General features: G+C 59.4%; 22 protein-coding genes. 6 read left to right on the top strand and 16 right to left on the bottom strand.

The window, feature by feature from the left end; genetic code table 11:
- Nucleotides 1-275 (top strand): hypothetical protein (locus ACILRN_RS06385; RefSeq protein ID WP_395686610.1); only part of this gene is annotated, 275 nt, incomplete at its 5' end.
- Between the two features lie 84 nt (nucleotides 276-359).
- On the opposite strand, the gene ACILRN_RS06380 is transcribed toward ACILRN_RS06385, so the two are convergent.
- From ACILRN_RS06380 to ACILRN_RS06360, 5 genes are all read right to left on the bottom strand, one after another.
- Nucleotides 360-794: a DUF4189 domain-containing protein gene (locus ACILRN_RS06380; protein ID WP_395686608.1), complete on the bottom strand. Its 435-nt coding sequence runs from the start codon at nucleotides 792-794 to the stop codon at nucleotides 360-362.
- 589 nt (nucleotides 795-1,383) lie between these two features.
- Complete coding sequence (locus tag ACILRN_RS06375; RefSeq protein ID WP_395686607.1) at nucleotides 1,384-2,061, bottom strand: glycosyltransferase; 678 nt, start codon at nucleotides 2,059-2,061, stop codon at nucleotides 1,384-1,386.
- Nucleotides 2,049-3,956: a tetratricopeptide repeat protein gene (locus tag ACILRN_RS06370; protein WP_395686605.1), complete on the bottom strand. Its 1,908-nt coding sequence runs from the start codon at nucleotides 3,954-3,956 to the stop codon at nucleotides 2,049-2,051. The genes ACILRN_RS06375 and ACILRN_RS06370 overlap by 13 nt, the downstream gene beginning before the upstream one ends.
- A gap of 252 nt (nucleotides 3,957-4,208) precedes the next feature.
- Nucleotides 4,209-4,514: a 30S ribosomal protein S21 gene (gene rpsU, locus ACILRN_RS06365; protein ID WP_395686604.1), complete on the bottom strand. Its 306-nt coding sequence runs from the start codon at nucleotides 4,512-4,514 to the stop codon at nucleotides 4,209-4,211.
- 417 nt (nucleotides 4,515-4,931) lie between these two features.
- Nucleotides 4,932-5,141, bottom strand: coding sequence for a cold-shock protein (locus tag ACILRN_RS06360; protein WP_395686602.1), 210 nt, complete (start codon nucleotides 5,139-5,141; stop codon nucleotides 4,932-4,934).
- A 396-nt stretch (nucleotides 5,142-5,537) separates the two neighbouring features.
- On the opposite strand from ACILRN_RS06360, the gene ACILRN_RS06355 reads away from it, so the two are divergent.
- On the top strand, nucleotides 5,538-6,230 hold the full coding sequence (locus ACILRN_RS06355; protein WP_395686600.1) for a hypothetical protein: 693 nt from the start codon (nucleotides 5,538-5,540) through the stop codon (nucleotides 6,228-6,230).
- Between the two features lie 117 nt (nucleotides 6,231-6,347).
- On the opposite strand, the gene ACILRN_RS06350 is transcribed toward ACILRN_RS06355, so the two are convergent.
- The gene (locus ACILRN_RS06350; RefSeq protein WP_395686598.1) at nucleotides 6,348-7,781 is read right to left on the bottom strand and encodes an FGGY-family carbohydrate kinase; all 1,434 of its coding nucleotides are present in this window, start codon (nucleotides 7,779-7,781) and stop codon (nucleotides 6,348-6,350) included.
- 80 nt (nucleotides 7,782-7,861) lie between these two features.
- Between ACILRN_RS06350 and ACILRN_RS06345 the strand changes: the two genes are divergently transcribed.
- The 3 genes from ACILRN_RS06345 to ACILRN_RS06335 all read left to right on the top strand — a co-directional run bounded on the left by ACILRN_RS06345 (nucleotide 7,862) and on the right by ACILRN_RS06335 (nucleotide 11,691).
- Nucleotides 7,862-8,788 carry a substrate-binding domain-containing protein gene (locus ACILRN_RS06345; protein ID WP_395686596.1) on the top strand — a complete coding sequence of 309 codons (927 nt, stop codon included), beginning with the start codon at nucleotides 7,862-7,864 and terminating at the stop codon, nucleotides 8,786-8,788.
- Nucleotides 8,789-8,829: 41 nt separating this feature from the next.
- Nucleotides 8,830-9,792: an ABC transporter permease gene (locus tag ACILRN_RS06340; RefSeq protein ID WP_395686595.1), complete on the top strand. Its 963-nt coding sequence runs from the start codon at nucleotides 8,830-8,832 to the stop codon at nucleotides 9,790-9,792.
- Between the two features lie 159 nt (nucleotides 9,793-9,951).
- Nucleotides 9,952-11,691 carry a hypothetical protein gene (locus tag ACILRN_RS06335; RefSeq protein ID WP_395686593.1) on the top strand — a complete coding sequence of 580 codons (1,740 nt, stop codon included), beginning with the start codon at nucleotides 9,952-9,954 and terminating at the stop codon, nucleotides 11,689-11,691.
- Between the two features lie 58 nt (nucleotides 11,692-11,749).
- Here the strand turns inward: ACILRN_RS06335 and ACILRN_RS06330 are convergent, their stop codons facing one another.
- The 7 genes from ACILRN_RS06330 to ACILRN_RS06300 all read right to left on the bottom strand — a co-directional run bounded on the left by ACILRN_RS06330 (nucleotide 11,750) and on the right by ACILRN_RS06300 (nucleotide 17,757).
- Nucleotides 11,750-12,052: a hypothetical protein gene (locus tag ACILRN_RS06330; protein WP_395686591.1), complete on the bottom strand. Its 303-nt coding sequence runs from the start codon at nucleotides 12,050-12,052 to the stop codon at nucleotides 11,750-11,752.
- Between the two features lie 54 nt (nucleotides 12,053-12,106).
- Nucleotides 12,107-12,442 carry a hypothetical protein gene (locus tag ACILRN_RS06325; protein ID WP_395686589.1) on the bottom strand — a complete coding sequence of 112 codons (336 nt, stop codon included), beginning with the start codon at nucleotides 12,440-12,442 and terminating at the stop codon, nucleotides 12,107-12,109.
- A 121-nt stretch (nucleotides 12,443-12,563) separates the two neighbouring features.
- Nucleotides 12,564-13,823 carry a flavin-containing monooxygenase gene (locus ACILRN_RS06320; protein ID WP_395686587.1) on the bottom strand — a complete coding sequence of 420 codons (1,260 nt, stop codon included), beginning with the start codon at nucleotides 13,821-13,823 and terminating at the stop codon, nucleotides 12,564-12,566.
- A gap of 110 nt (nucleotides 13,824-13,933) precedes the next feature.
- The gene (locus tag ACILRN_RS06315; RefSeq protein WP_395686584.1) at nucleotides 13,934-14,971 is read right to left on the bottom strand and encodes an extracellular solute-binding protein; all 1,038 of its coding nucleotides are present in this window, start codon (nucleotides 14,969-14,971) and stop codon (nucleotides 13,934-13,936) included.
- A 16-nt stretch (nucleotides 14,972-14,987) separates the two neighbouring features.
- Nucleotides 14,988-15,788 (bottom strand): ABC transporter permease, encoded by an 801-nt coding sequence (locus ACILRN_RS06310; RefSeq protein WP_395686582.1) that lies wholly within the window; start codon nucleotides 15,786-15,788, stop codon nucleotides 14,988-14,990.
- On the bottom strand, nucleotides 15,785-16,699 hold the full coding sequence (locus ACILRN_RS06305) for an ABC transporter permease (RefSeq protein ID WP_395686580.1): 915 nt from the start codon (nucleotides 16,697-16,699) through the stop codon (nucleotides 15,785-15,787). Before ACILRN_RS06305 ends, ACILRN_RS06310 begins: the two co-directional genes overlap by 4 nt.
- Nucleotides 16,699-17,757 carry an ABC transporter ATP-binding protein gene (locus ACILRN_RS06300; protein ID WP_395686578.1) on the bottom strand — a complete coding sequence of 353 codons (1,059 nt, stop codon included), beginning with the start codon at nucleotides 17,755-17,757 and terminating at the stop codon, nucleotides 16,699-16,701. Before ACILRN_RS06300 ends, ACILRN_RS06305 begins: the two co-directional genes overlap by 1 nt.
- 313 nt (nucleotides 17,758-18,070) lie before the next feature.
- Here ACILRN_RS06300 and ACILRN_RS06295 point away from each other — a divergent pair, with 313 nt between their 5' ends.
- Nucleotides 18,071-18,517: a L,D-transpeptidase gene (locus ACILRN_RS06295; protein ID WP_395686576.1), complete on the top strand. Its 447-nt coding sequence runs from the start codon at nucleotides 18,071-18,073 to the stop codon at nucleotides 18,515-18,517.
- A gap of 11 nt (nucleotides 18,518-18,528) precedes the next feature.
- Here the strand turns inward: ACILRN_RS06295 and arsJ are convergent, their stop codons facing one another.
- From arsJ to ACILRN_RS06280, 3 genes are all read right to left on the bottom strand, one after another.
- Nucleotides 18,529-19,776, bottom strand: coding sequence for an organoarsenical effux MFS transporter ArsJ (gene arsJ / locus ACILRN_RS06290; RefSeq protein WP_395686574.1), 1,248 nt, complete (start codon nucleotides 19,774-19,776; stop codon nucleotides 18,529-18,531).
- A complete protein-coding gene (locus ACILRN_RS06285) occupies nucleotides 19,776-20,819 on the bottom strand; it encodes an ArsJ-associated glyceraldehyde-3-phosphate dehydrogenase (RefSeq protein ID WP_395686572.1) in 1,044 nt (347 codons plus the stop codon). Before ACILRN_RS06285 ends, arsJ begins: the two co-directional genes overlap by 1 nt.
- Nucleotides 20,820-20,840: 21 nt before the next feature.
- The coding region (locus tag ACILRN_RS06280; RefSeq protein ID WP_395686571.1) for an ArsR/SmtB family transcription factor at nucleotides 20,841-21,085 on the bottom strand (245 nt) is incomplete at its 5' end.

The raw sequence follows: 21,085 nt of genomic DNA, 5'->3' as shown, positions 1-21,085 counted from the left end.
ATGCGCTGAACAAGATCGATGGAAGCATGACTCTGGCGTTCGAGGATCTGAAGCAGAAGTCTGCGAGCCTCGAGAGTCAGATCCGCAAGAGCGCGGTCGAGGCCAATGATGAAATCATGCAGAACTACGTGGATTTCATCTTCCTTGCCCTGCAGAGAATTCGGAAGGAAATGGAAGAGGTCAGTCGTTCCGCCATCTCTGCGGTGGAACTTGAGGCCGGCCGCCGGATCGAAAGCAATTCGCCCGTCATCCAGCTGACCGATGGTGTTCAATAGGCCCTTCGGGCATTGGAGGGCAGGGGCTAGGGCTCATCGCTCCTGACACAAACCGGACTTCTGCGGGCTTTGGCAAAGTGGTTGCTAGTTCTTGGAGACAAGTCCGTTGGAGCAGACGACGAGCTTGACCTCGCAATTCTTGTCCGCTGATTGTGAGCCACACGTCTCTTTGGCCTTGAGCATTGCGTCCTCGACAGTCGTGCCGTAGTTCGCGCCCCAGCTGGACGAACCTGCGGCAAAGGCACCGCACGCATTCTGAAACCAGCTGATGATTGCACAGTCATTGCCACATGCTTCACTGGCTTTCTGTTCGGCTTCGGTCTGGGATGGCAGCTTGGAGGAATATCCCAGTGTTCCGGTGCTCTGGCTGCGCGCGATGGCGCCAAACAGCAGGCTCGTATCCTGACCATCTGGAGCCTTCTGCTGGCTGAACCGATTGACCCCGATGATCACGGCGATGACCGTCAGGAAAACGATGAAAAACAAAAGAAACGACCACAAAATCTGGTTCCTGCTCATCGCTGGCGTCCTTCCAAACTGATCTGTTGTGCTACCCAGATAGCTGGGATTTGGTTTCGAATTCGTAAGCCCGGCCAGATAAGTGAAGATCAATAAACAATCATAAGTATAATAACAGAAATGGCGTAGGGATGGAGGCCGGCGGATCTGCCTGGCCCTGTGCCCAGCGCCGGATCCACCTGGGCAAACCTTGCACTCGTGTTGACCCGGCAATCAAATTCGGACCCGGCATCCGGTGTGTCGCCCGACCTGCTTGTTCGACGGGGCCGCAATAGCAAAAAGAACCAATGGTCATCTGCAATACTACAAGCGTCATCAACGGCCTGATGAATTCCATGGGAATTTTTCGCCAAGCCTTCGATACTGGACCGAGCGGTGCAGTCCATACCAGTCATTTTGCAACGCAAATCTTGATTAGGGTCGAAAACGCAGAACATCGGTCTGGGTTACTGATCACCGGTCCCGATTCAGTTGCGCAAGACGCGGATCATGATGCAACGCAGTTGACCGGCAGAACAGATGCGACAGCAAGAGAGGGGTGGAACCAAGCCCCATTCTCGAAGTGTCAAAAGCAGCGCCACCGCTTGCGCTAGTCCTCCATGCCGCTGAGAACCCGCTGTTGAGACGCAAGCCATATGTCTGCCATGTCGCTGTCCCGGTAGTCTCGAAAACAGGGTGTTCCAAGCGTGTAGTGAATAAGCTTGGCGTCCCGACGCGGCTCATACTCGATTGCAAGCCAGTTCCATTCCTTTGGAAGCTCACCAACCTTGTCGTCGTCAAGCCATCTGAAACGATGCAAGAAAGCACCATCCTTGGATCCAACGAGTTCAGGCGTGAGTTGGGCGTTGTCAGGATGCCCACAGTTCCAGAGAATTAAACTGGACCAGTTCTTCCGCGGATAGTTCTCGTTCTTGGCGCCAAGATACTTTGTGTGAGCTTTGGTCTTGTAATCATGCTTGGCGACCATGACCGCTTTTGTCGGATCACGAAGCTTCCAGAGTTCCGCCAGGTCGGCATTGCAAACCATGTCACCGTCAGCGAAGATCGCCCAGCCAGAAAAGTTCATCAAGTACGGCGTCAGAAAGCGCGTATATATGAATGCATTGCTGCCATCCTTGTGCGTTTCCGAGTATCCCAGGATTGCTTTTGGATTGAGCGGAAGAAACTGCACAGGAAGGCTTGCTCTGTCTATAACGCTCTGACAGAACACGTGATAAGCGATTGCCTCTCTCTGGTCGAAGCCTACGACGAGATTTATCCGGTCCATTGCATGTTTTCCCTTATCCAACTCGCCGCTCGAAGAACAGGATCTGACCAATCCCAATTTTCACCTTGATTGAACAATCGAAGACTTGGATACCATATACTCTGTGGTTGGTCGTGCCAATACCAGAGCCGGCTCTTGCCTTTCGGAACCAGCACCGCAGCCTTCTTGCCAATCGCACCTGCAAGATGTGCCGTAACGTTGCTTGTTGTCAAAACGATATCGCAGGCGTCTATCAGCGATAACAGACCGTCAATATCATGAAAAACGTCGAGCCCGGGAACCTGGTGCACTCTAGAGCCAAGCGTCCCTGCCACTCTTTCGATCTCGTCAGCGACGTCTCCATACTGAAGATTTACGAAGGTGGCATCACTGGTTCTCAGCAGCGGCTCAAGATCATCCAGTGCAATACTCTTGCCCTCGCCAATTTTTTTGTTTGCACTGCGCCATGCGATGCCACATACAAATTTCTGTCTTAGAAAATCATTTTCTGAAATGAGCTCGTCTTTTCGTTCCTGGTTGACAGTCAAGAAGGGATATTTTCGCTGACTGAGTTTTTCAGATGTGATTTTAAGCAGGTGCCCCAGGTCGCCAATTGGTGCCTGCTCAGTAAAATCGGTAACTGGCGCATCGTCTTGCAAGACGGAGTCGACCACGTGAATTGTCGGAAATGATCTGGCATAGATGGCGTGAAGCCTTCGATCGGCTGATAAAGTGATCTCCATTGTGTCGCTCCGAACGAGCGACAGAAATGATGAAAAGAAAACCTCGTCACCCAGTCCCTGCTCTGGCCAGAGCAGTAGTTTTCCGGTCATTGGACTTCCGGTCCACCTTGGTATGTTCGTGCTCAGCGTCTTGCTGTTGAAGTTTTTCTTTTTCCATCTCCAACTATAGAGCTCGAAGCCTTCAAGGTAGTTCTGCCTGTGCAGGAGCAGGAGTGATTTGTTATAGTGTGCCACAGCAAGATCAGACTTCAATCCTATCGCGCGGTTGTATCCGGCAAGGGCTTCATCAAAGTGATTGAGATCTTTGAGCAAGAGGGCTCGATTGATGTGGGCATACGCGTGATCAGGTGCAAGGTCGATTGCCGTTTCGAAACTTGCCAGAGCTTCATCGAGTTGTCGGAGGTCCCTGAGTGCCGTTCCCCGGCTGTTATAGGCGTCCACATAGCCAGGCTTTAGACTGATCGCCTTTTCATGGCTGATAACCGCATCACGCGGTCGCCCCAATTCGCGTTGTAAAATTCCGAGACGAAGATATGCTTCAGCATGGTCCGGCTTCAGGCTGATTGCAGTTTCGTAGTCACGTAGCGCTTCATCATACTGAGCCAGGTCCTTCAGAATCTGGCCTCGCCCGTTGTAGCCTTCCGCATCCCGTGGCCGCAGTGCAATGATCTTGTTGTAATTTGCCAAAGCCTCGTCGAGGCGGTCCAGCATCCTGAGAACCTTGGCCCGGCCCGCAAGCGCATCGGCATAGTTCGGTTTCAGCTTGATCGCCTTATCATAATTGGAGAGCGCAGCATCAAGCGACTTCATCTCGGCTAGGGCGCTTGCCAGCTCGAGGTAGTACTCTGGATCGTGGGAGTTAAGTGCAATCGCCGCCTGAAAGCACGGAATAGCCTGCTCGTACTGACCAAGGGAGCTCAAACCATGCCCTAAGTTGTATTGGGCCTCAGGGTAATTTGGATTGATTGTCAGAGCCCGGCGGATGCAATCGATACCTTTCTCGACCTGACCTGTTTGGATCAACGACGTCCCGAGAAGATGGTTGCTGTCGAAGTGCTCAGGGATTTCCACAAGGATCTCTTTATAAAGAGCCTGTGCGTCGGCTAGGCGACCAGCCCGGTGATGTTCGAGAGCCAGCTGAAATTTTTGTGGTATCGACTTGGAGTTTTCCATTTTTGCTGCGCGCCAGCATTGTTGTTAGATAAATCGCCGGCGCCTAGGTTCCTATTTGGTCAAAGCCAGTAAAGAAATCAACCATTACGCGGAGTAGTCTGGGTAGGGTACAGACATGTTGAGGATGTAGGCCTCCCCGGCGCCTGCCGGCGAGTCTCCCGCGATGGTCGTGAGACCGGAATCAGAAATGGAAAGTGAGAAGGGGTTTTGGTCCGTCTGCGGGATCTTCGATTCGCCTGCGTCGGTCCTGTCTCAGCCGGAGCGGCCAGTATCAGGCGTCGCGGATTTCGGCGTGCCGAGTGCAGAGAATGGATTGGCGGGCTTGGGTGTCCGTAACTTCGGTTTCGGCATTGGAAGCAGCCCTTCACGCTGGGCCTTCTTGCGCTCAAGCTTCCGCGCGCGGCGAATGGCTTCCGCTTTTTCGCGCACCCGTTTCTCGGAGGGCTTTTCATAGGCGGCATGAGCCTTGATTTCGCGAAAAATTCCCTCCCTCTGCATCTTCTTCTTGAGGAAGCGGAGGGCCTGGTCGACATTATTGTCTTTTACGAAAACTCTCAACGAACAGGCCTCCCTGGAGGTTTCCGGCGGAATAGCTGGTAACCATGGTGTTGCATGCTGGGCATGATGGCAGCTCTCTCCAGCCCGTGTGGAAGGCGTTCGCCAGCCTTGATCAGCCGATGACGGAGCCAGGGAGACAGGCTCTCTGGAAGGCGATCAGCAGTGGCATCGGCGGAGAAGCAGAAAAGTCCTTCGGTCTTTGTCGACCGGTACACGTAGATCGTTCCTGACACGGGCATCCCATGCACCTTTTCTCTACGTGATAAGCTGGCAATGAACAAGAATGCGCCGGTGCCCGGCACCGACGCACCCACGATCTACCGTGTCGCGACCAGTACATCCGTGGTTCGCAACAAGAAGTCTGTCAGCTCACGGCCAGTACGTCCGTGGCGAGTGAACTGAGGGGTCTTGAGTTTTTTAGGCTGACTGCAGCCGGTCGGCCGAGGACTTTCCATTCCGGCGGTCTGTGACCACTTCGAAGGAAATCTTCTGACCCTCATTGAGGCCGCTCATGCCGGCGCGTTCCACTGCGCTGATATGAACGAACACATCCGGTCCACCGGTGTCCGGCTGGATGAAACCAAAGCCCTTCTGGGCGTTGAACCACTTCACTGTGCCTGTAGGCATGTCTTTTCCCTTGGATTTGTTACTGCACGTCTTTGCACGCTGGATTGCAGAGCAAAGTTACCGATGTTCTTGAAGAGAGGGTGAGAACTCGTGCAGAAGGAAAAGGCCCGAGGTCCGTCCGTCAGACCAAAAAGTGTCGATGCAGCCTAGGTAGGCCCTTTGCGCGAAATTTACAAGGCCAAAATTGAAATTCCCTGATGGGAGGCCCTTCCGGTGCCCCGCCTTGGCCCTGGCTCCGGGATCAATAACTTGGTCAGGGTCAAGGCTGACGCGCAGTGCCGGGAAGGCGGGGTGCAAGCCGGCAACAGCCGTGTAGCGGCCAGGGAGAAACTCGGCTATGAGACGCGGGATTCCCGGTCTTTAATTCTACAACCGTCCAGATACAGGAGATCAGATATGAATTGGAGGGTAGTTTCCCGTGCGGCCGTCGTGTCACTGGGGCTGGTGTTTTCCGCTTGTGCCGCCAATGCCGATCAGCCGGTCAACCCGCATATTCCATTGCAGAAGACCATCGGCAAGCCGAGCAACCAGGGCCCCGTTCCGTCGCTTGGCGTGATCAACTCGGATGGCGCGACGCTTGCCGACGGCAAGCTCACCCTGACCGGTGTTGCGGGAAATGTGATTGTTTTCGCAGATCGTCCCGTGCGCGCGGCCGGGCATGAGACGACCACCATGTTCATCTCGAGGTGGGGCGATGGCAGCGACAGCTTCAAGAAGGATCCACCCAATGCAACGGTTTCCGTGCTCGGCGGCGAAAAGGGTGGCGTGACCGATGCGGTGGTGGTTCTCAAGAACCCCAAGCTTGACGGTCAGAACCTGACGTTTGATGTCGATGTGCTCGAGGGCGATTTGAAGGGTCTGAGCGGGCCCGCCGCCGTGTTCATTGACTGGTTCGCAGCTGGTGGCCGCGGCTGGGCCGTTGGTGGCGGCGGCGGTGGCTGGTATGGTCATCACGGCTGGTATGGGGCGCCCGTTGCCGCAGACGTCGCGGCCGGAGTAGCGGCCGGCGCAGTCGTCGGCGCTGCTGCAGCAGCGCCCTATTATGCGCCACCGGCCTGCGGCTATTATCCCTATCCACCCTGTTACTGAACAGCCGGTGCACCGAAGGGCGTGTGATCGTCGCTCCGTGAGCGGTCACGCCATGCCCGTCAGCCGTCTCGCAAACCCGGGCAGTCCGACTGCCCGGGTTTTTGCCTCCGGAACTTGTCAGCAAGACTGCGCGTTCACCGGCTTGAGCTGCTCGTAGGCAAGGCCATATCCGGCCAAACGATCAGCGTGGCGCACCGCGGCGCTGCCATCCGGGGTGAAGTTCCGGTCAAACTGCACCAGCCTGGCACTGGCCTCCGCCAGTGAAGAAAAGGTGCCGCTTCCCACGGCTGCCATCAGTGCAGCGCCCAAGACACCGGCATCTCGCATCGCCGTGCGTCTCAGCGGCTTGCCAAGAACATCCGCGCGGATCTGGCTCCACAGGTCGGATGCAGAGCCACCACCGGCATGATGAATGACATCGGCGCCGCGGCCGGCCGACTGCTCAAGCCTGTCGAAAACAAGGCGTGCCGAATAGGCAACACCCTCGAGGACCGAGCGTGCCAGTTCCGCGCGTCCTGTAGCGGAGGAAAGGCCTGTGAACGCGCCCTTGGCTTCCGCGTCCCAGAAAGGTGCCCGCTCGCCATCGAGATGAGGCAGGAACAGTGGAACATGGCGAAGGTCGGCGGCGGTGGCCAGGTCCGACAGTCCTTTGGGATCCGTTCCAAGCAAACGCGCAGCCCAGGCCGCGGACGCTCCACCTGACTGGGTCGGTCCAGCGTGCAGGTTGATCCCCTCGCATTGCGCGAAGGCGATGACGCCCGCTGCCGGGTGGCGCTCGTGAGACACGATGCCGAGGATCTCGCTTGTGCCGCTGAGATAGAGCCCCTGACCGTCTTGCACCACGCCTGCGCCCAGCAGGCCGGACCACGCATCCATCGCACCCGTGACGACCGGCGCTCCGGCGCAGGGCAGTCCCTTGCGGATGTGGCCTGCAACCGTGGTGACTCCCGCCAGGCGTGGCAGGCGTTCGGTGGCGCCGGGCACCAGAGCCAGCAGCGGTTGGATCAGTTGCAGCGTTTGATCGAGAATGCCGAAGTTTGTCATCGGGTCGGCGACCGCATGCCCGGTGAGGTGGAGAAGGCAGAAATCCTTCGGCGCAAGCACGAGCCTCGTCCTCTTCCAGAGCTCCGGTGAGTGCCGCGCCACATGTGCCATGCGTGCAAGAACATGGCTCGCGTCTATCGGCAATGGCGCACCCCACCACGCAAGCTTGTCGGCAGTGCCGACCCTTGCGTCGAGCGCCACGGCCTCTTCCACGCTTCGCGTATCCTGCCATGTGATGGCGGGGAAGAGCGGCTCGCCGCGCTTATCGGTGAACACATGCGTGTTGACCTGCGAACACAGGCCGACCGCAGCGACATCGACACCCTCACCCAGCTTTGCAAGCGCCACAGTGACCAGCCTCATCCAGTCATCTGCCATCTGCTCCACCAGCCCGGCTGCCGGCCTCGCGGTAGGATAGTTTTCGCTGAACTGCCGCAGCACCTGTCCAGCATGATCGAAGAGTGCGGCCTTGACCGCCGTCGTTCCCACATCGATCCCAATCAGCATGCCCGCCATCCTTGTCACCTGTTGGCAATTGTGCTTACTTTCCGCGCCGGATCAAGGCATCTTGCTATTGGAGAAACAGAATGAACCGTCGACACATGATGAGCGCTGCCTTTGCCGCAGCAATGCTGGCAACTGGCGGAACCGCTCACGCGGCAGGCGAGAAGATCGCCGTGATCACGCCCTATCTCGCTCAGCCCGGCACGCAGTTCTATGTCGAGGCCTTCGAGGCCAAGGCCAAGGAATTCGGCTGGGAGGTGAATGTCATCGATACGAAGGGCGATGTGGCGGCAGCGGTCGGTCGCATCGAGGATGCGGCAAACCAGAAGGTTGCTGCAATTGTCATCAACGTCGATCCTTCGCAGGTCCAGGCAGGCCTCGAGACTGCGAAGGCTGCCGGTGTTCCGGTGTTCGGCATGGATGCGGGCGCGACACCGCTGCTCGTCACCAACATCACCAGCAACGGCTATGCAATGGCGGCTGATACGGCGGCCTATGTGGCAAATCGGCTTGGCGGCAAGGGCAATGTCGTCATGTTCGTTTTTGATGCCTTTCCGCCAGTGCAGCAGCGTGGCGTGATTGCAGATACGATCTTCAGGAATAACCCCGACATCAAGGTTGTCGACCGCGTCACTCCGGACGTCCAGGACGGTGGCATTGCCGACAGCCGTGCCAAGATGGAAGCGATTCTTGCCGCCAATCCCGACAAGGGGTCGATTTCGGCGGTCTGGGCCGCATGGGACCAGCCGGCGCTTGGCGCCTTGCAGGCCATTGAGGCTGCTGGCCGCAGCGGCGAGGGCATTGTCATCACCGGCATTGACGCAAATCCGCAGGCGCGTGAAGCCATCGCCAAGGGCGGTAACTTCGAAGCCTCCATGGCGCAGGACTTCAAGGGCATTGGCGCCGCCACGGCTGAGGCCGTGAAACGCCATCTCTCGGGTGAGCAGATCAAGCAGGGCGTGATCTACGTTCCAACGAAGCTCATCACCTCTGCGAATGTGAAGGACTAGTCCGTCTCGGGACGTCTGGGGGCAGGGAAGGCGCGGGCGACGTGGGTCTGATCAGAAACTACGGAACGCTCGCGTGTTTCTTTGCGCTTGTGCTGCTGTTCTGGATGCTGCTGCCCGGCACCTTCATGACCGGGCGAAATCTTCTCAATATTTCGCAGCAGGTCAGCATGCTTGCGGTGACCGCCATCGCCATGACCATCGTCATGGCGATGGGTGATTACGACTTGAGCTCTGGCTCGATGGCCAGCCTTGCCGGAGTCGTCGCTGCCGTGGTGTTCCGCGAAACAGGCAGCGATGGCGCCGGCCTTGCCCTGGCCCTCGCGCTGGGCGTTGCGGGTGGGATGCTGAACGGCTTCCTGGTGAGCTACGTTGGTATCCTTCCTTTCGTGGCCACGCTCGGAACCCTCACCATCTTCAGCGGACTGGCGTTTCTCCTGGCTGGGGGAAAGACGATCTTTGGCAGTGACATACCGCAGAGCTTTGGCGCCTTCGCGCGCGGTGGCGTGCCGCTGTGGCGCGCCGACGATGCCGTCATCATGCTTCCCAATCTGACAATCGTTGCCGCCGTCACCCTGCTGATTGCGTGGTTCATCCTGCAGAAGATGGTGTTCGGCCGGCATTTGCGCGCGATCGGTGGCAGTTCGGAGGCAGCCCGTCTGGCGGGCATTGACGTCAAGCGGACGCGGCTCATTGCCTTTGCGCTATCGGGCCTTGGTGCTGCTGCAGCGGGCCTCATGTATATGAGCCGGGTCGCCTCCGCCAATCCGACCCAGGGTGCTGGCCTCATGCTTGATGCCATCGCCGCGGTGTTTCTTGGCATGACCATGCATGCGCACGGAGAACCCCGCGTCATCAACACGCTGGTCGGTGTCTTGTTTCTGGGCGTGCTCTCCAATGGCCTGACGCAGTTGAGCGTTGACAGTTATGTCCGTGACATTCTCGTGGGCAGCATCATCATCCTGGCGGTTGCCGCCAGTGGGCTTGAAAAACTGCAGCGGAACTGAGCCCCGCCTGAACGGCCATTGACTGCCGATCGGAACATGATAGCTTCAATTTTCGGTATATGTCGGTAAGGGGGGCGCAATTTTATGTTGCACCGCACACTTCGTAGCTGGCTCGCTGCCGTCTCCTTGCTGCTGCTTTGCTTAGGTGCGCTACCCGCCGTGGCTGACAACCAACAGGGCTATTGCGCTCCGCCAGTCTCGTCCTGTGGCTGCGTGTCCTGTGGCTGTCCAGCGCCGAGCGAGCCACCCCTGCCCAGTTGCCCGCCCGGCAAGGTCACTTATGGCGACTATTGCCTGCCTGCGTGTCCCCCGGGCTGGAACCGCTATCCCGGCTATCCGGGGGTCTGTCTGCCGCCCTGCCATCAGGGCTGCCCGGAGGGCTATGAGCAGATACCGCTGCCCTATTGCCCCGAGGGCTATCACCGCGACCTGAGCAACCCGAATTACTGCCAGCCTGACTTCCCGTCTTCTTCATGGAGTCGATCCGAAAGCGTCGATCAGTCTTACGATGAGGGCGACTGTCCGCCCGGACTGGTGCGGTCTGCTTCTACGCTGGAATGTGTCGTGGATTGCCCGCAGGGCAGCTACATCGACGACAATGGCCTCTGCAGGAGCTACTACCAGGATAATTGTCAGCCCGGCCTTCAGCATGACCCGGAGACTGGCCGGTGCGTTCCTCCTGGAAACTGGCCGCGTGGCTATGAGTGGATCTGCCTGCCACAATGTCCGCAAGGCTATGTGCGTGACATTGAGCAGCCCACCCGCTGCATGCCGCCTCCCGGCGAGTGCCGCGAGGGGTATGAGCGGATCGCTGACAATCGCTGCGTGCCGGTCTGCGAGCCCGGCACCCAGCGTGATCCTTATGGCTATTGCGTGCCGCAGTCCTGCCCCGATGACCAGTATTCGAATCTGCCCGGTCGCTGCCAGGAGCCGGAATGCCTGCCGGGTTATGATCGCTACCAGGGCACTTGTTTGCCATCCTGCCAGACGGGTTACAGCCGGGGCCAGGACGGGACCTGCGTGCCACCCTTCCAGGGCTGTCCGGAGGGAACGCTAACCTTCGATGGTCAGTGTATGCCTGATTGTCAGCCGGGTTATGTGCAGGATCCGGTCACCGGCGCCTGCAGTCCGGAGACCCGGGGCTGCGAACCCGGCACCGAACTGGTTCGTGGGCAATGCGTGCCGCTCTGCGAGACGGGCAGCCTGCGCAACAACGCGGGGCTCTGCGTGCCCACCGGTTGTCCGACAGGCGAGGAGAAGGTCAACGGCACCTGCTTGCCGCGCTGCGCGCCGCCCCTCGTGCGGGATGCGAAGAACCGCTGCGTCTGCCCTCAGGGCACTGAGAACGTCAATGGCAAGTGCCAGCCCCTGTGCCGCGAAGGCATGGTCCGCAGTGCCTCCGGACAGTGCACCTGTCCGTCGGGTCTGGAGTTCCTCGGCGGCCAATGCGTGCCACAGTGCAAGAAGGGGCTGGTGCGCGATGGCAAGGGCAACTGCGTCGAGCCCGCCTGCCCGGATGGTCAAGAGAATTTCCGCGGACGCTGCGTGAAGATGTGCCCGCAAGGCTTCGTTCGCAACAAGAAGGGCAAATGCGTCTGTCCGAAAGGCACGGAGATCGGTGCCTCCGGCTATTGCCAGCCGGTTCAAGCCGGCTGCCCCGAGGGTCAAAGCTACAGCAAGCGCTACAAGACATGCCTGCCGGACAAGGCCCCGGAGCCTGCAGAACCAAGTCCTGCTCAGCCGCAACAGCAACCCGACCTTACTCTGCCTGACAAGCTGCAACTCATCGATCCCGGCTCCCTGATGCAGCTGCTGCCATCCGATGGCAATGACGCCGCGGCTGACTGTCCGGAAGGCTATGTCCGCAACAAGAAGGGCAGGTGCGTCAAGGGCCAGTAGTTTGCCGGTCCGGGGGGTCCCTGACGGCTGCCTGATCGTTCCTTGGCGCGCTGCGTTCCTATCGGCTGAGTTCGGCAATCTCTGCTTCGCTGTCGCAGCCGGTCCGAATGGCCGTCAAACCGCCCTTTGCCGGGATGTGCAAGATGAAGCTGCAATTCTCGAGCATCGCCGAGAAGGCGTAGGGCGCGCTGCACGATAGTGCCTCGATGCTGCGGAATCCTTGGGCATGGGCCAGTCTCGCGGCCTCCAGGCAGCTCAGCTCCCGCTGTTTCAGGCTGATGGCCCAGACCTGATGTGCGATCACAATGGCGGCGGCCAAGGTCGCAAGGACGGCGGCATTCACGGCGATGCGGGCGGACATGATGATGTCTCATCAATGGTGTGGGATTGGAAAGAGAAGCGGGCAGCCAACCGGTCAGACGCGGCGGATCCGCTTGATCCTTCCGGTGTCGTTGATCTTGATGGTGTACTGCTGAAAGCCGATCCAGCCGGAAAATCTGTAGGTCGGGGCAGAACAGTCAAGAGCGCGAATGTTATGGAAACCTCTGTGCCGGATGATTGATCTTGCCTCTGCGCAGCTGATGCCGGGCTCATCGAATTCCCAGTCACCGAAGCCAGGGCCGTAAAGCCCTCCGCCAAAACCGATGCCGATGTTGATATCGACGTCCGACCCTGCTTTGGCCTGCGCCGCGGGCAGAACCACAGCGATGCTCAGGGCGATGGCGATGGACGTAATGGACTTGGCGAACATTGGGTGGTGCCTCCTGTGTTGATGAGGACACCCTGGGCCTGTGCAACTGAACCTGGCCCGAACCCTGCGTTCATCCGGCGTTCATGATCTCGCCGCAGCTTGGAAGAAGAGGCAGTCGGCGCTATTGGCCGGCGCTTGGTCGGTAGGCGCGATAGCTGCGCTGGATGGCGATGAGATCCACGATATGGCGTGCATCATGCCATACCCCCCAGAGAAACGAGGATCCGCGCCGTGATTGCCATGGCAGCCCGAGAAAATAGAGGCCACGTTCAGGCGATGCGCCACGCTGATGCTTCGGGCGGCCGCGTTCATCAAGTATATCAAGGTGAATCCAGGCAAAGTCCTGCACATAACCGGTTGCCCACAGGATCGTGTGGATACCTTCGCGCACCAGATCGAGCGACAGGATTGGGTTGGTCACGCAATCCGGCTCCGGTCCGAAGCTGCGCGCCTCCGGATCTTCCGGCAGGTCTAGGCCGAACGCCGCTGCGTGGGCATCCGCCTCATCCAGCAGTGCAAGATAGTTGGCATCACCCCTGGCGATATTGGCTGCAAGATCGCGCTTGAACTGCATGATGTTGCCGCTGAGGCTCTCTGCTTGTCCAAGCAGTGTGATGCCGCTTGCTGCCAGGCGGCGGAAATCAATCGTGTGGCCGCCATTGGCCCCGCTGACGGCAATCGTGACATGTTCGGTGCCGGCATGTGGCGCGGCGGCATCCCATTTTCCCAGCACGCCCAGCCACCAGACGAAGTCACGGCCCCGGTATCGGCGCGGCGGACGGTCGTGAGGACCTACGGAAAGAAACACCCGACGACCCGCCGCAACAAGGTCTTCCGCGATCTGAACGCCCGAGGAGCCCGCGCCGATCACCAGCACTGCGCCAGGTGGCAAGGCAGCAGGGTTGCGATAACTTGCCGAATGAAGCTGCGTGAGCCCCTCACGTTCCGGAGCGAGAGGCGGAATCACCGGCTTCTGAAAGGGGCCGGTCGCGGCGATGACATGATCCGCGTGCCAATCTCCGGCGGTCGTCCTGACAAGGAAGCCACCGCGACCCGGCTCGCGCGAGACCTGAAGCACGTTCACGCCGGTGCGGATCGGAGCTTTGATTATGCTCGCATAGGCCGAAAGGTATTGAGCGACTTCTTCCTTCGGCGCAAAGCCATCAGGTGGCGTTTGCGGAAATTCCATTCCCGGGAAACGATCATGCCAAACCGGGCCGTTCGTCACCAGCGAGTCCCAGCGCTCTGACCGCCAGCGCTCCGCGATGCGGGCCCTTTCAAGCACGAGATGCGGAATTCCCGCTTTTCCCAGATGTTCGCTTGCGGCGATCCCTGCCTGACCTGCGCCGATGACGAGCGCCTCAACATGTTCAGTGGTCATGCGACAAACTCCAACGCCTCGCTGATGGGTCACGCTGACCCCGGCTGGCATGAATCCCGTGTTCTTGGTGTAGGAGAGGGTTCGCCCGATGCCGGGCGAACCCTCAGCACTTACTTCTTCAGGTTGGTCCAGATTGCATCATAGAGCTTCTGGGTCTCCTGATCGCAAGCCTGGATGAATTCACCCTTCTGGCCCTTGGGTGGATTGTTCTCGGGCGAATTGCGAACGGCGTCGGACAGGAATGGCTCCACCCCGGTCACACCCGAGTTGTAGGCCGCATAATTGGTCACTGCGGCTGCATTCTGGGGATCGAGCAGGAAGTTCATGAACTTCAGGGCATTGGCGCGGTTTGGTGCATCCTTCAGCAGCACCATGTTGTCCATCCAGACGACATACCCTTCCTTGGGGAACGCATATTCCACATTGGCGCCCTCTGCACGTGCCTTGGCGGAGAAGCCGTTATAAATCATGCCTGCTGCGGCATCGCCGGAAACCAGAACGTCCTTGGCGGTATCGGAGCCGAATGACGCCCAGTTGGCCTTGGCAGCCAGCAGCATGTCGTTCAGCGACTTGAGCTGTTCGCGATCCTGCGTGCATTGAGGAATTCCCAGATAGAGCGAGCCGAGGGCAAGCACCTCTCCCTGGCTGTCCAAGACGTTGATCTTGCCCTTCAGCTCTTCAGGTGGATTGAAGATGATGGCCAGAGAAGAAATATCGCCCTTGTAGACGTTCCGGTTGACTGAAAATGCCGTTGAACCCCACTGATAGGGTATTGAATGCTGGCGGCCCGGGTCGAAGGGAACATCAAGCCATTCGGGCGCAATGTTCTTGAAGTTTGGCATTTCCTCTGGCTTGTAGCTGTCAAGCAGGCCCTCGCCACGCATGATCTGGACCATGTAGTCGCCGGGTACTGCCACGTCATACTGGCCGAGCTTGCCCGCCTTCAGGCTCGCAAGCATGGCCTCATTGCTGTCATAGGTGTCGATGGTGACGTCGATACCTGTCTCCGCCTCGAACTTGTCGACGAGTTCCTGGGGGATGTACTCAAACCAGTGATAGACCTTGAGTTGGCCCTCCGCCATGCCCGGAGAGGCAATGAAGGGCAGCAGGCCGGTCACCAGCGCTGTCAGTGCAAGAAGACGTTTCATGAGGATACTCCCTGTGTTATGCGGCACTACGGCCGCGTCGGTTGATAAGGTAACTGAGACTGACAAAGAAGATAGACACGCCGAGCATCAGGGTCGAGATGGCCATGATATTCGGTTTGATCCCCTGCTTGACGGATCCGAAGATCGCTGTTGGCAGTGTTTCCATCCCTGCGCCCTTGACGAAGTTGGTGATGATGAAGTCATCAAGGGAAATGATGAAGGCGAGAAGCCATCCCGAGACAAGCCCGGGCCCGAGCAAAGGCAGCAGCACCAGCCGAAATGCCTGGCCGCGCGTTGCGTAAAGATCTCTGGCCGCCTGCTCATAGGTAGGCTCGATACCGGTGAGTCGGGCGGCAATCGGCAGATAGGCGAACGGGATGCAGAAGGTAATGTGCGCAAGCAGGATCGTCATGTAGCCGGTGGTCAGGCCAATGGTCGTGAAGAAGATCAGTGTCGCGACGGCAACCACAATTTCAGGCACCATCAGCGGAAGATTGATCAGGGCATAGGTCGTCTGTCGCCCCTTGAATGATCCGCCCCTGATCATCGCAAGAGCAGCAGCCGTCGCAATCATGGTTGCGATCGTTGCCGCGATGACCGCAATCGTGAGAGAGTTCCACGTGGCGAGGCCGAAGCGTTCGGCCTCTGGGCCCGTGAACACATCGCCATACCAGCGCAGCGAGAAACCAGTCCAGTTGGTGATGGATGTGGAGGCATTGAAGCTGTAAACGGCGACCACGAACAATGGCAGATAAAGGATCAGCAGGCACACCACTGTCGCTGCGAGAAAGCCGGGATAGTGGCGCACGCCTTTCATGCCCGTCCCCTGCCAGCGCTGCGTGCCTGGATCAGAAGAGCGATCAGCACCAGTGTCATCAGGATCACTGATATGGCCGCCCCGAATGGCCAGTTGCCCTGGCTGCCGCGAAACTGTTCGTCGATCAGGGATCCGACCATGAAGTTCTTGGCGCCGCCCAGCAGGTCTGGAGCGAGAAACGCGCCGAGAGCTGGAATGAAGACGAGAATCGAACCCGCCACGATCCCGGGTCGAACGACCGGAATGACGACCTGCATGAGGGTTTGCCATCGATTGGCATAGAGGTCTGCAGCTGCCTCGGAGAGCGCGAAGTCGAAACGCTCTACCGCCGCATAGATCGGCAGCACCATGAACGGGAGATAGGAGTAGAACAGTCCGATCTGGACGGCAATGTTCGTGTTCAGGATTGGCAGGGGCTCGCTGATGAGGCCGATGCCGATGAGGGCTTCGTTCAGTGGCCCGTTGTCACGCAGGATGAAGCGCAGGCTGACGGTCCGGATCAGAAGGTTTACCCAGTACGGAATGGTGATCAGGAACAGCCAGACGGGTCGGGTGCGCGCTGGTCGTGTGGCGATGAACCAGGCGGCCGGAAACCCGATCACAAGACACAGCAGCGTGGCAAGTGCAGCCTGCCAGATGGATCGCCAGAAGATGGTGATGTAGGTCCACTCGATCTGAGGCGGCTCATCGCCAAACAGCCCCCGGTTGATGAAGAACTGTTCATAGGCCGCCAGGGTGAAGTTCCACTCCACGCCACCGCGAAATTCCTTCGTCAGGAAGGAATAGACGGTCATCAACAGGACCGGTATCAGCAACAGGCATCCGATCACAAGCCAGGTCGGCAGCAGCAATTGCTTGATCAGGCCCTCATAGTTCTGGCTGCCGGACTGGTGGGAGTGTGGTGCCGCCATCAGTCCGCCAGCAGGCGCGCTGCGCCGTCCTCGAGCTTGAGCCTGATTGCGGCGCCAGGTCCGGGCACCGTCGTCCGGGCCGCGTTCTGGAGGCGCACGGTAAAGCTTCCTCCGTCTTGCAGACGCGTCAGCAGTTGCAGGTCGCTGCCAAAATAGACGACGCGCTCCACGATGGCCGATAATTCTCCCTCCGGCGTGACCGTGACCCGCTCAGGCCGGATTGAAAGTGAATGGCGGCCAGGCCGCAGCATGCCTGCGGCGCAGGAGAGCCTTTGCCCCCAGGGCAGGGCCACATCAGCCGTTGCGCCGATCACCCCCGTGACCTCGACATCGATGAGATTTGTTTCACCGATGAATTCGGCAACAAATCGATTGACCGGGCTTTCATAGATCTCGCGTGCCGTGCCGACCTGCTGCACGCGGCCCTGAGACATCACCGCGATCTGGTCGGACATCGTCAGCGCTTCATCCTGGTCATGGGTGACAAACAGGAACGTGATACCGGTCTCTTCCTGGAGCTGTTTCAATTCCACTCGCATCGCCTGTCGCAGCTTCAGGTCCAGGGCTGACAGAGGTTCATCAAGCAGCAGCACCTTCGGTTCGGGTGCAAGAGCGCGTGCGAGCGCGACACGCTGTTGCTGACCGCCGGAAAGCTGGGAGGGCCGACGATCGGCGAGTGCGGACAAATGGACAAGCTCCAGCATCCGGCCGGCGCGGTCACGCCGGGCGGTGGCCTCCACCCCCTTCATCTTCAATCCAAACGCCACATTCTCCAGAACCGACATGTGCGGAAACAAGGCGTAGTTCTGGAAGACCGTGTTCACGGGGCGCAGGTTGGGCTCCAGCGTGGCGATGTTCTGGCCAAACAGCAGGATCTCCCCGTCCGTGGACTCCTCGAACCCGGCAATCATGCGCAGCAACGTGGTTTTTCCGCATCCGGATGGGCCAAGCAGCGTGAAAAACGAATTGTCGGCAATGTCCAGCGATACGCCATGTAGCGCTGTCACCGTGCCGTATCGCTTCACGGCATTACGAATGCTGACGGCCGCCTGCTTCAAGCGCGGTCTCCCCAAAATCCCGGCAAATCTCGGAAACTACTTGCGTTTTGAGAGCTGAAAATAGTCCGAAATGCTCGCGGTCCGCAACCCTTCGACAGCGCTGAATGAGTTGGCCTCTGCGCGGGCCGCGCCAGATCAATGAAACGGCGCTTTCTGCGGCGCACGGTCTGTCCCGCGGCTGGTGATCGGCCTGCCTTTGTCTTGACAACCCATTGATAAATATGTTTTATCTTGATTCAAATGGAGGCGGGACGAGGAATCGACCCTATCCAGGCGGTGTGGGTGCAACCAAGATGATGACCGGGGGGTCGGTATGAGAAAAGCCAGTCCGATTGCGCGCTGTTTCGGGTTGCTTGGTATAGCGCTTTTGACTGCAGTCCTTGCGACTTCTGCCAGCGCCAGCACGGTGATCGCAAAGGTCGAGAAATCGAAGCAGTTGATGACCGTCTTCTACAATGGCGAAGTGCTGGCGCAGTGGCCGGTGTCGACGGCCCGGCCGGGCAAGGTAACGCCTACGGGAACCTGGACGGCTAAGGCATTGAGCCGGTATCATCGCTCCAGCCGTTATGACGACGCGCCGATGCCTTACTCCATTTTCTACAGTGGCCACTTTGCCATTCACGGCACGGACCAGGTCAAGAAACTCGGGCGCCCCGCCTCTTCTGGTTGCATCCGCCTGCATCCCAAGAACGCCGCCAAGCTGTTCAATCTGGTCAGGACCGAGGGTCTCGAGAACACCAGGGTGGTCGTCGTCGACTAGCGTCGTGGCCGCTATTGCCCCGCCGGGGAGTTCGCCGGTCGTGCGGTCGGTAGAGCCAGCGTCATCACCCAGCAGCAGACCAGCATCAGCGCTGAACCGGTCAGGCAGGCCGTAATGCCTCCCCACTGAAACAGAACCCCCGACAGCAGTGTGCCGCAGAACCGGCCGGCGGCATTTGCCGCATAGTAGAAGCCAACGTCTTCTGCGGCTTTCTCCGAACCTGCATAGGCGAGGATGAGATAGGAGTGGATGGCGGAGTTGATGGCGAAGACGGCGCCAAACAGCCCCAGCCCCGTCACCAGGATCAGATCGGGATGGATGCCCTGCCCGACGCCAAGTGCTGCAATGATCAGCGCGGGCGTCAGAGCCAGCAGTGCCGACCAGAACCGCGCTGCGGGAACCTCCGCCGCGAGCCCGTCGGAACTGCGGCGAATGATGGCGGGTGCGCCGGCCTGGATCAGACCATACAGGATGGTCCAGACTGCCATGAAGCCGCCGACCATCGTGAAGGTCCAGCCATTGGCATAGAGAAATACGGGGACGCCCACGACAAACCAGATATCGCGCGCGCCGAACAGGAAGATGCGTGCGGCTGCCAGAAGGTTGACGCCTCTCGACTTTCCGAACAGCTCGCGCGCAGTCGAACTTGCCTTGCTCTTGCCCATCATCGGCGGCAGCAGGAGCACCACGCCCGCCAGAATGACAGCCAATGCCGCAGCCATGATCAACAGCGACAAGCGGAAGCCGAACAGTTGAAGAAGCAGGCCGCCAAGGAAGAAGCCGGCCCCCTTCATGGCGTTCTTTGATCCGGTGAACCAGGCAACCCATGCGAACAGGCGGTTCTCGGTTGTTTCTGTGCGCGCTTCCCTTTCTGCAATCTTGATCGCTGACTTCGAGGCCGTCTTCGTCAGGTCCTTGGCGATGCCGCACACTCCCTGTGCCATGACGACCCAGGCGATGGAGAAGGCCGCCGCCCAGCCGGGCGATAGCGCCGCAAGGATCAGGAAGCCTGCGATTTGCGTTGCAAGTCCCACCGTCAGCATGCGTGTGATGCCATGGCGAGTCGCCAGCCACCCGCCGATCATGTTTGCCGCTATGCCGGCTGCCTCATACAGAAGGAACAGGAAAGACAGCACGAAGGGCGAATAGCCCTGCTGGAAAAAATGCAGCAGCACCAGCATGCGCAGTGCGCCGTCGGTCAGCGTGAAGCCCCAATAGGCGGCAGTGACGATGCCGTAATTTCGGATGCCTGGGCTCATCAGAGGCCTGTCTCCCGCATGTGGCAGGCCAGATCCACCATGCGGCAGGCGTAGCCCATCTCGTTGTCATACCAGGCGTAGATCTTCAGCAGCGTGCCGTCGGTCACCAGTGTGGAGAGACCATCGACGACGGCTGACCGCGTGTCACGCGCATAGTCGGCAGAGACCAGGGGCCGAGCTTCATAGCCAAGAATGCCGGCGAGTTCGCCGCGGGCGGCAGCGGCAAGGCGTTCATTGACCTCCTCGCGCGTGGTCTCGCGCTCGACTGCGAACACGCAGTCGGTCAGCGAGGCATTCAGCACGGGCGCACGCACCGCATGTCCGTCCAGCTTGCCCTTGAGTTCCGGGTAGATCAGCGCAATTGCTGTTGCGCTGCCGGTTGTCGTCGGCTGCAGCGACAGCATGGCGGAGCGTGCCCGTCTCAGGTCCTTGTGCGGCGCGTCGGTCACCACGTTGGTGTTGGTGGGGTCATGGATCGTGGTGATCTGTCCTCGCTTGATGCCAATCTGCTCGTGGATCACCTTGACGACCGGTGCGAGGCAGTTGGTGGTGCAGGATGCGGCGGTGACGAGCTGATGGAGAGCCGGGTCATAGCGGTGATGGTTGACGCCAACCACCACATTCAGCACGCCCGGTTCCTTGACCGGGGCTGCAACGACAACCCGCTTGGCGCCTCGTCTCAGGTGGCCCTCAAGGCTGGCCTGGCTCAGAAACTTGCCGGTGCACTCCAGCACGAGGTCGACGCCGAGATCGCCCCAGGCGATTTCGGCGGGTGTTGCCTGTGCTGAAAAGCCGATGCTCCGCTCGCCGATCCGGATCCTGCCGTTGTCCTGAAGGCTGATCGGTGTCCGCCAGCGGCCCTGTACTGAGTCGAATTCCAGCAAATGTGCCGTCGCCGCTGCGCCGCCACGAATCTCGTTCACATGAACGATGTCGAGGCGATTGCCCCGGCGGGGGTCATCCTCGCCCCGCTCGGCGCCGCCCAGCGCCGCACGAAGGGCCAGTCGGCCAATTCGTCCCATTCCGTTTATGCCAACGCGCATCTCGATGTCTCCGCAATACTGTCAGTTGTCTGTCCAGGAAAGGGCTTCGGCGCAGGGTGCGGCCTCACCCTTGCAGCAATCCCTCATGAGAAACTGAATGAGTCGCCTCATCGTTGGAAGATCCATACGGTAGATCATCTTGCGGCTCTGCCGCTCGACCGAGACGAGTCCAGCCCGGTTGAGGATTGCGAGGTGCGTGGAGAGGGTATTGTGCGGCACCTTGAGCAGCCGAGCCAGCTCCCCGGCCGAAAGTCCATCTGGTTCAT

It is taken from the genome of Aestuariivirga sp. (genome assembly GCF_044238155.1).
Taxonomy (GTDB): domain Bacteria; phylum Pseudomonadota; class Alphaproteobacteria; order Rhizobiales; family Aestuariivirgaceae; genus Aestuariivirga.
Note: the sequence above shows the minus strand (reverse complement) of the source record. Positions and strands in the feature narration are given on the sequence as shown.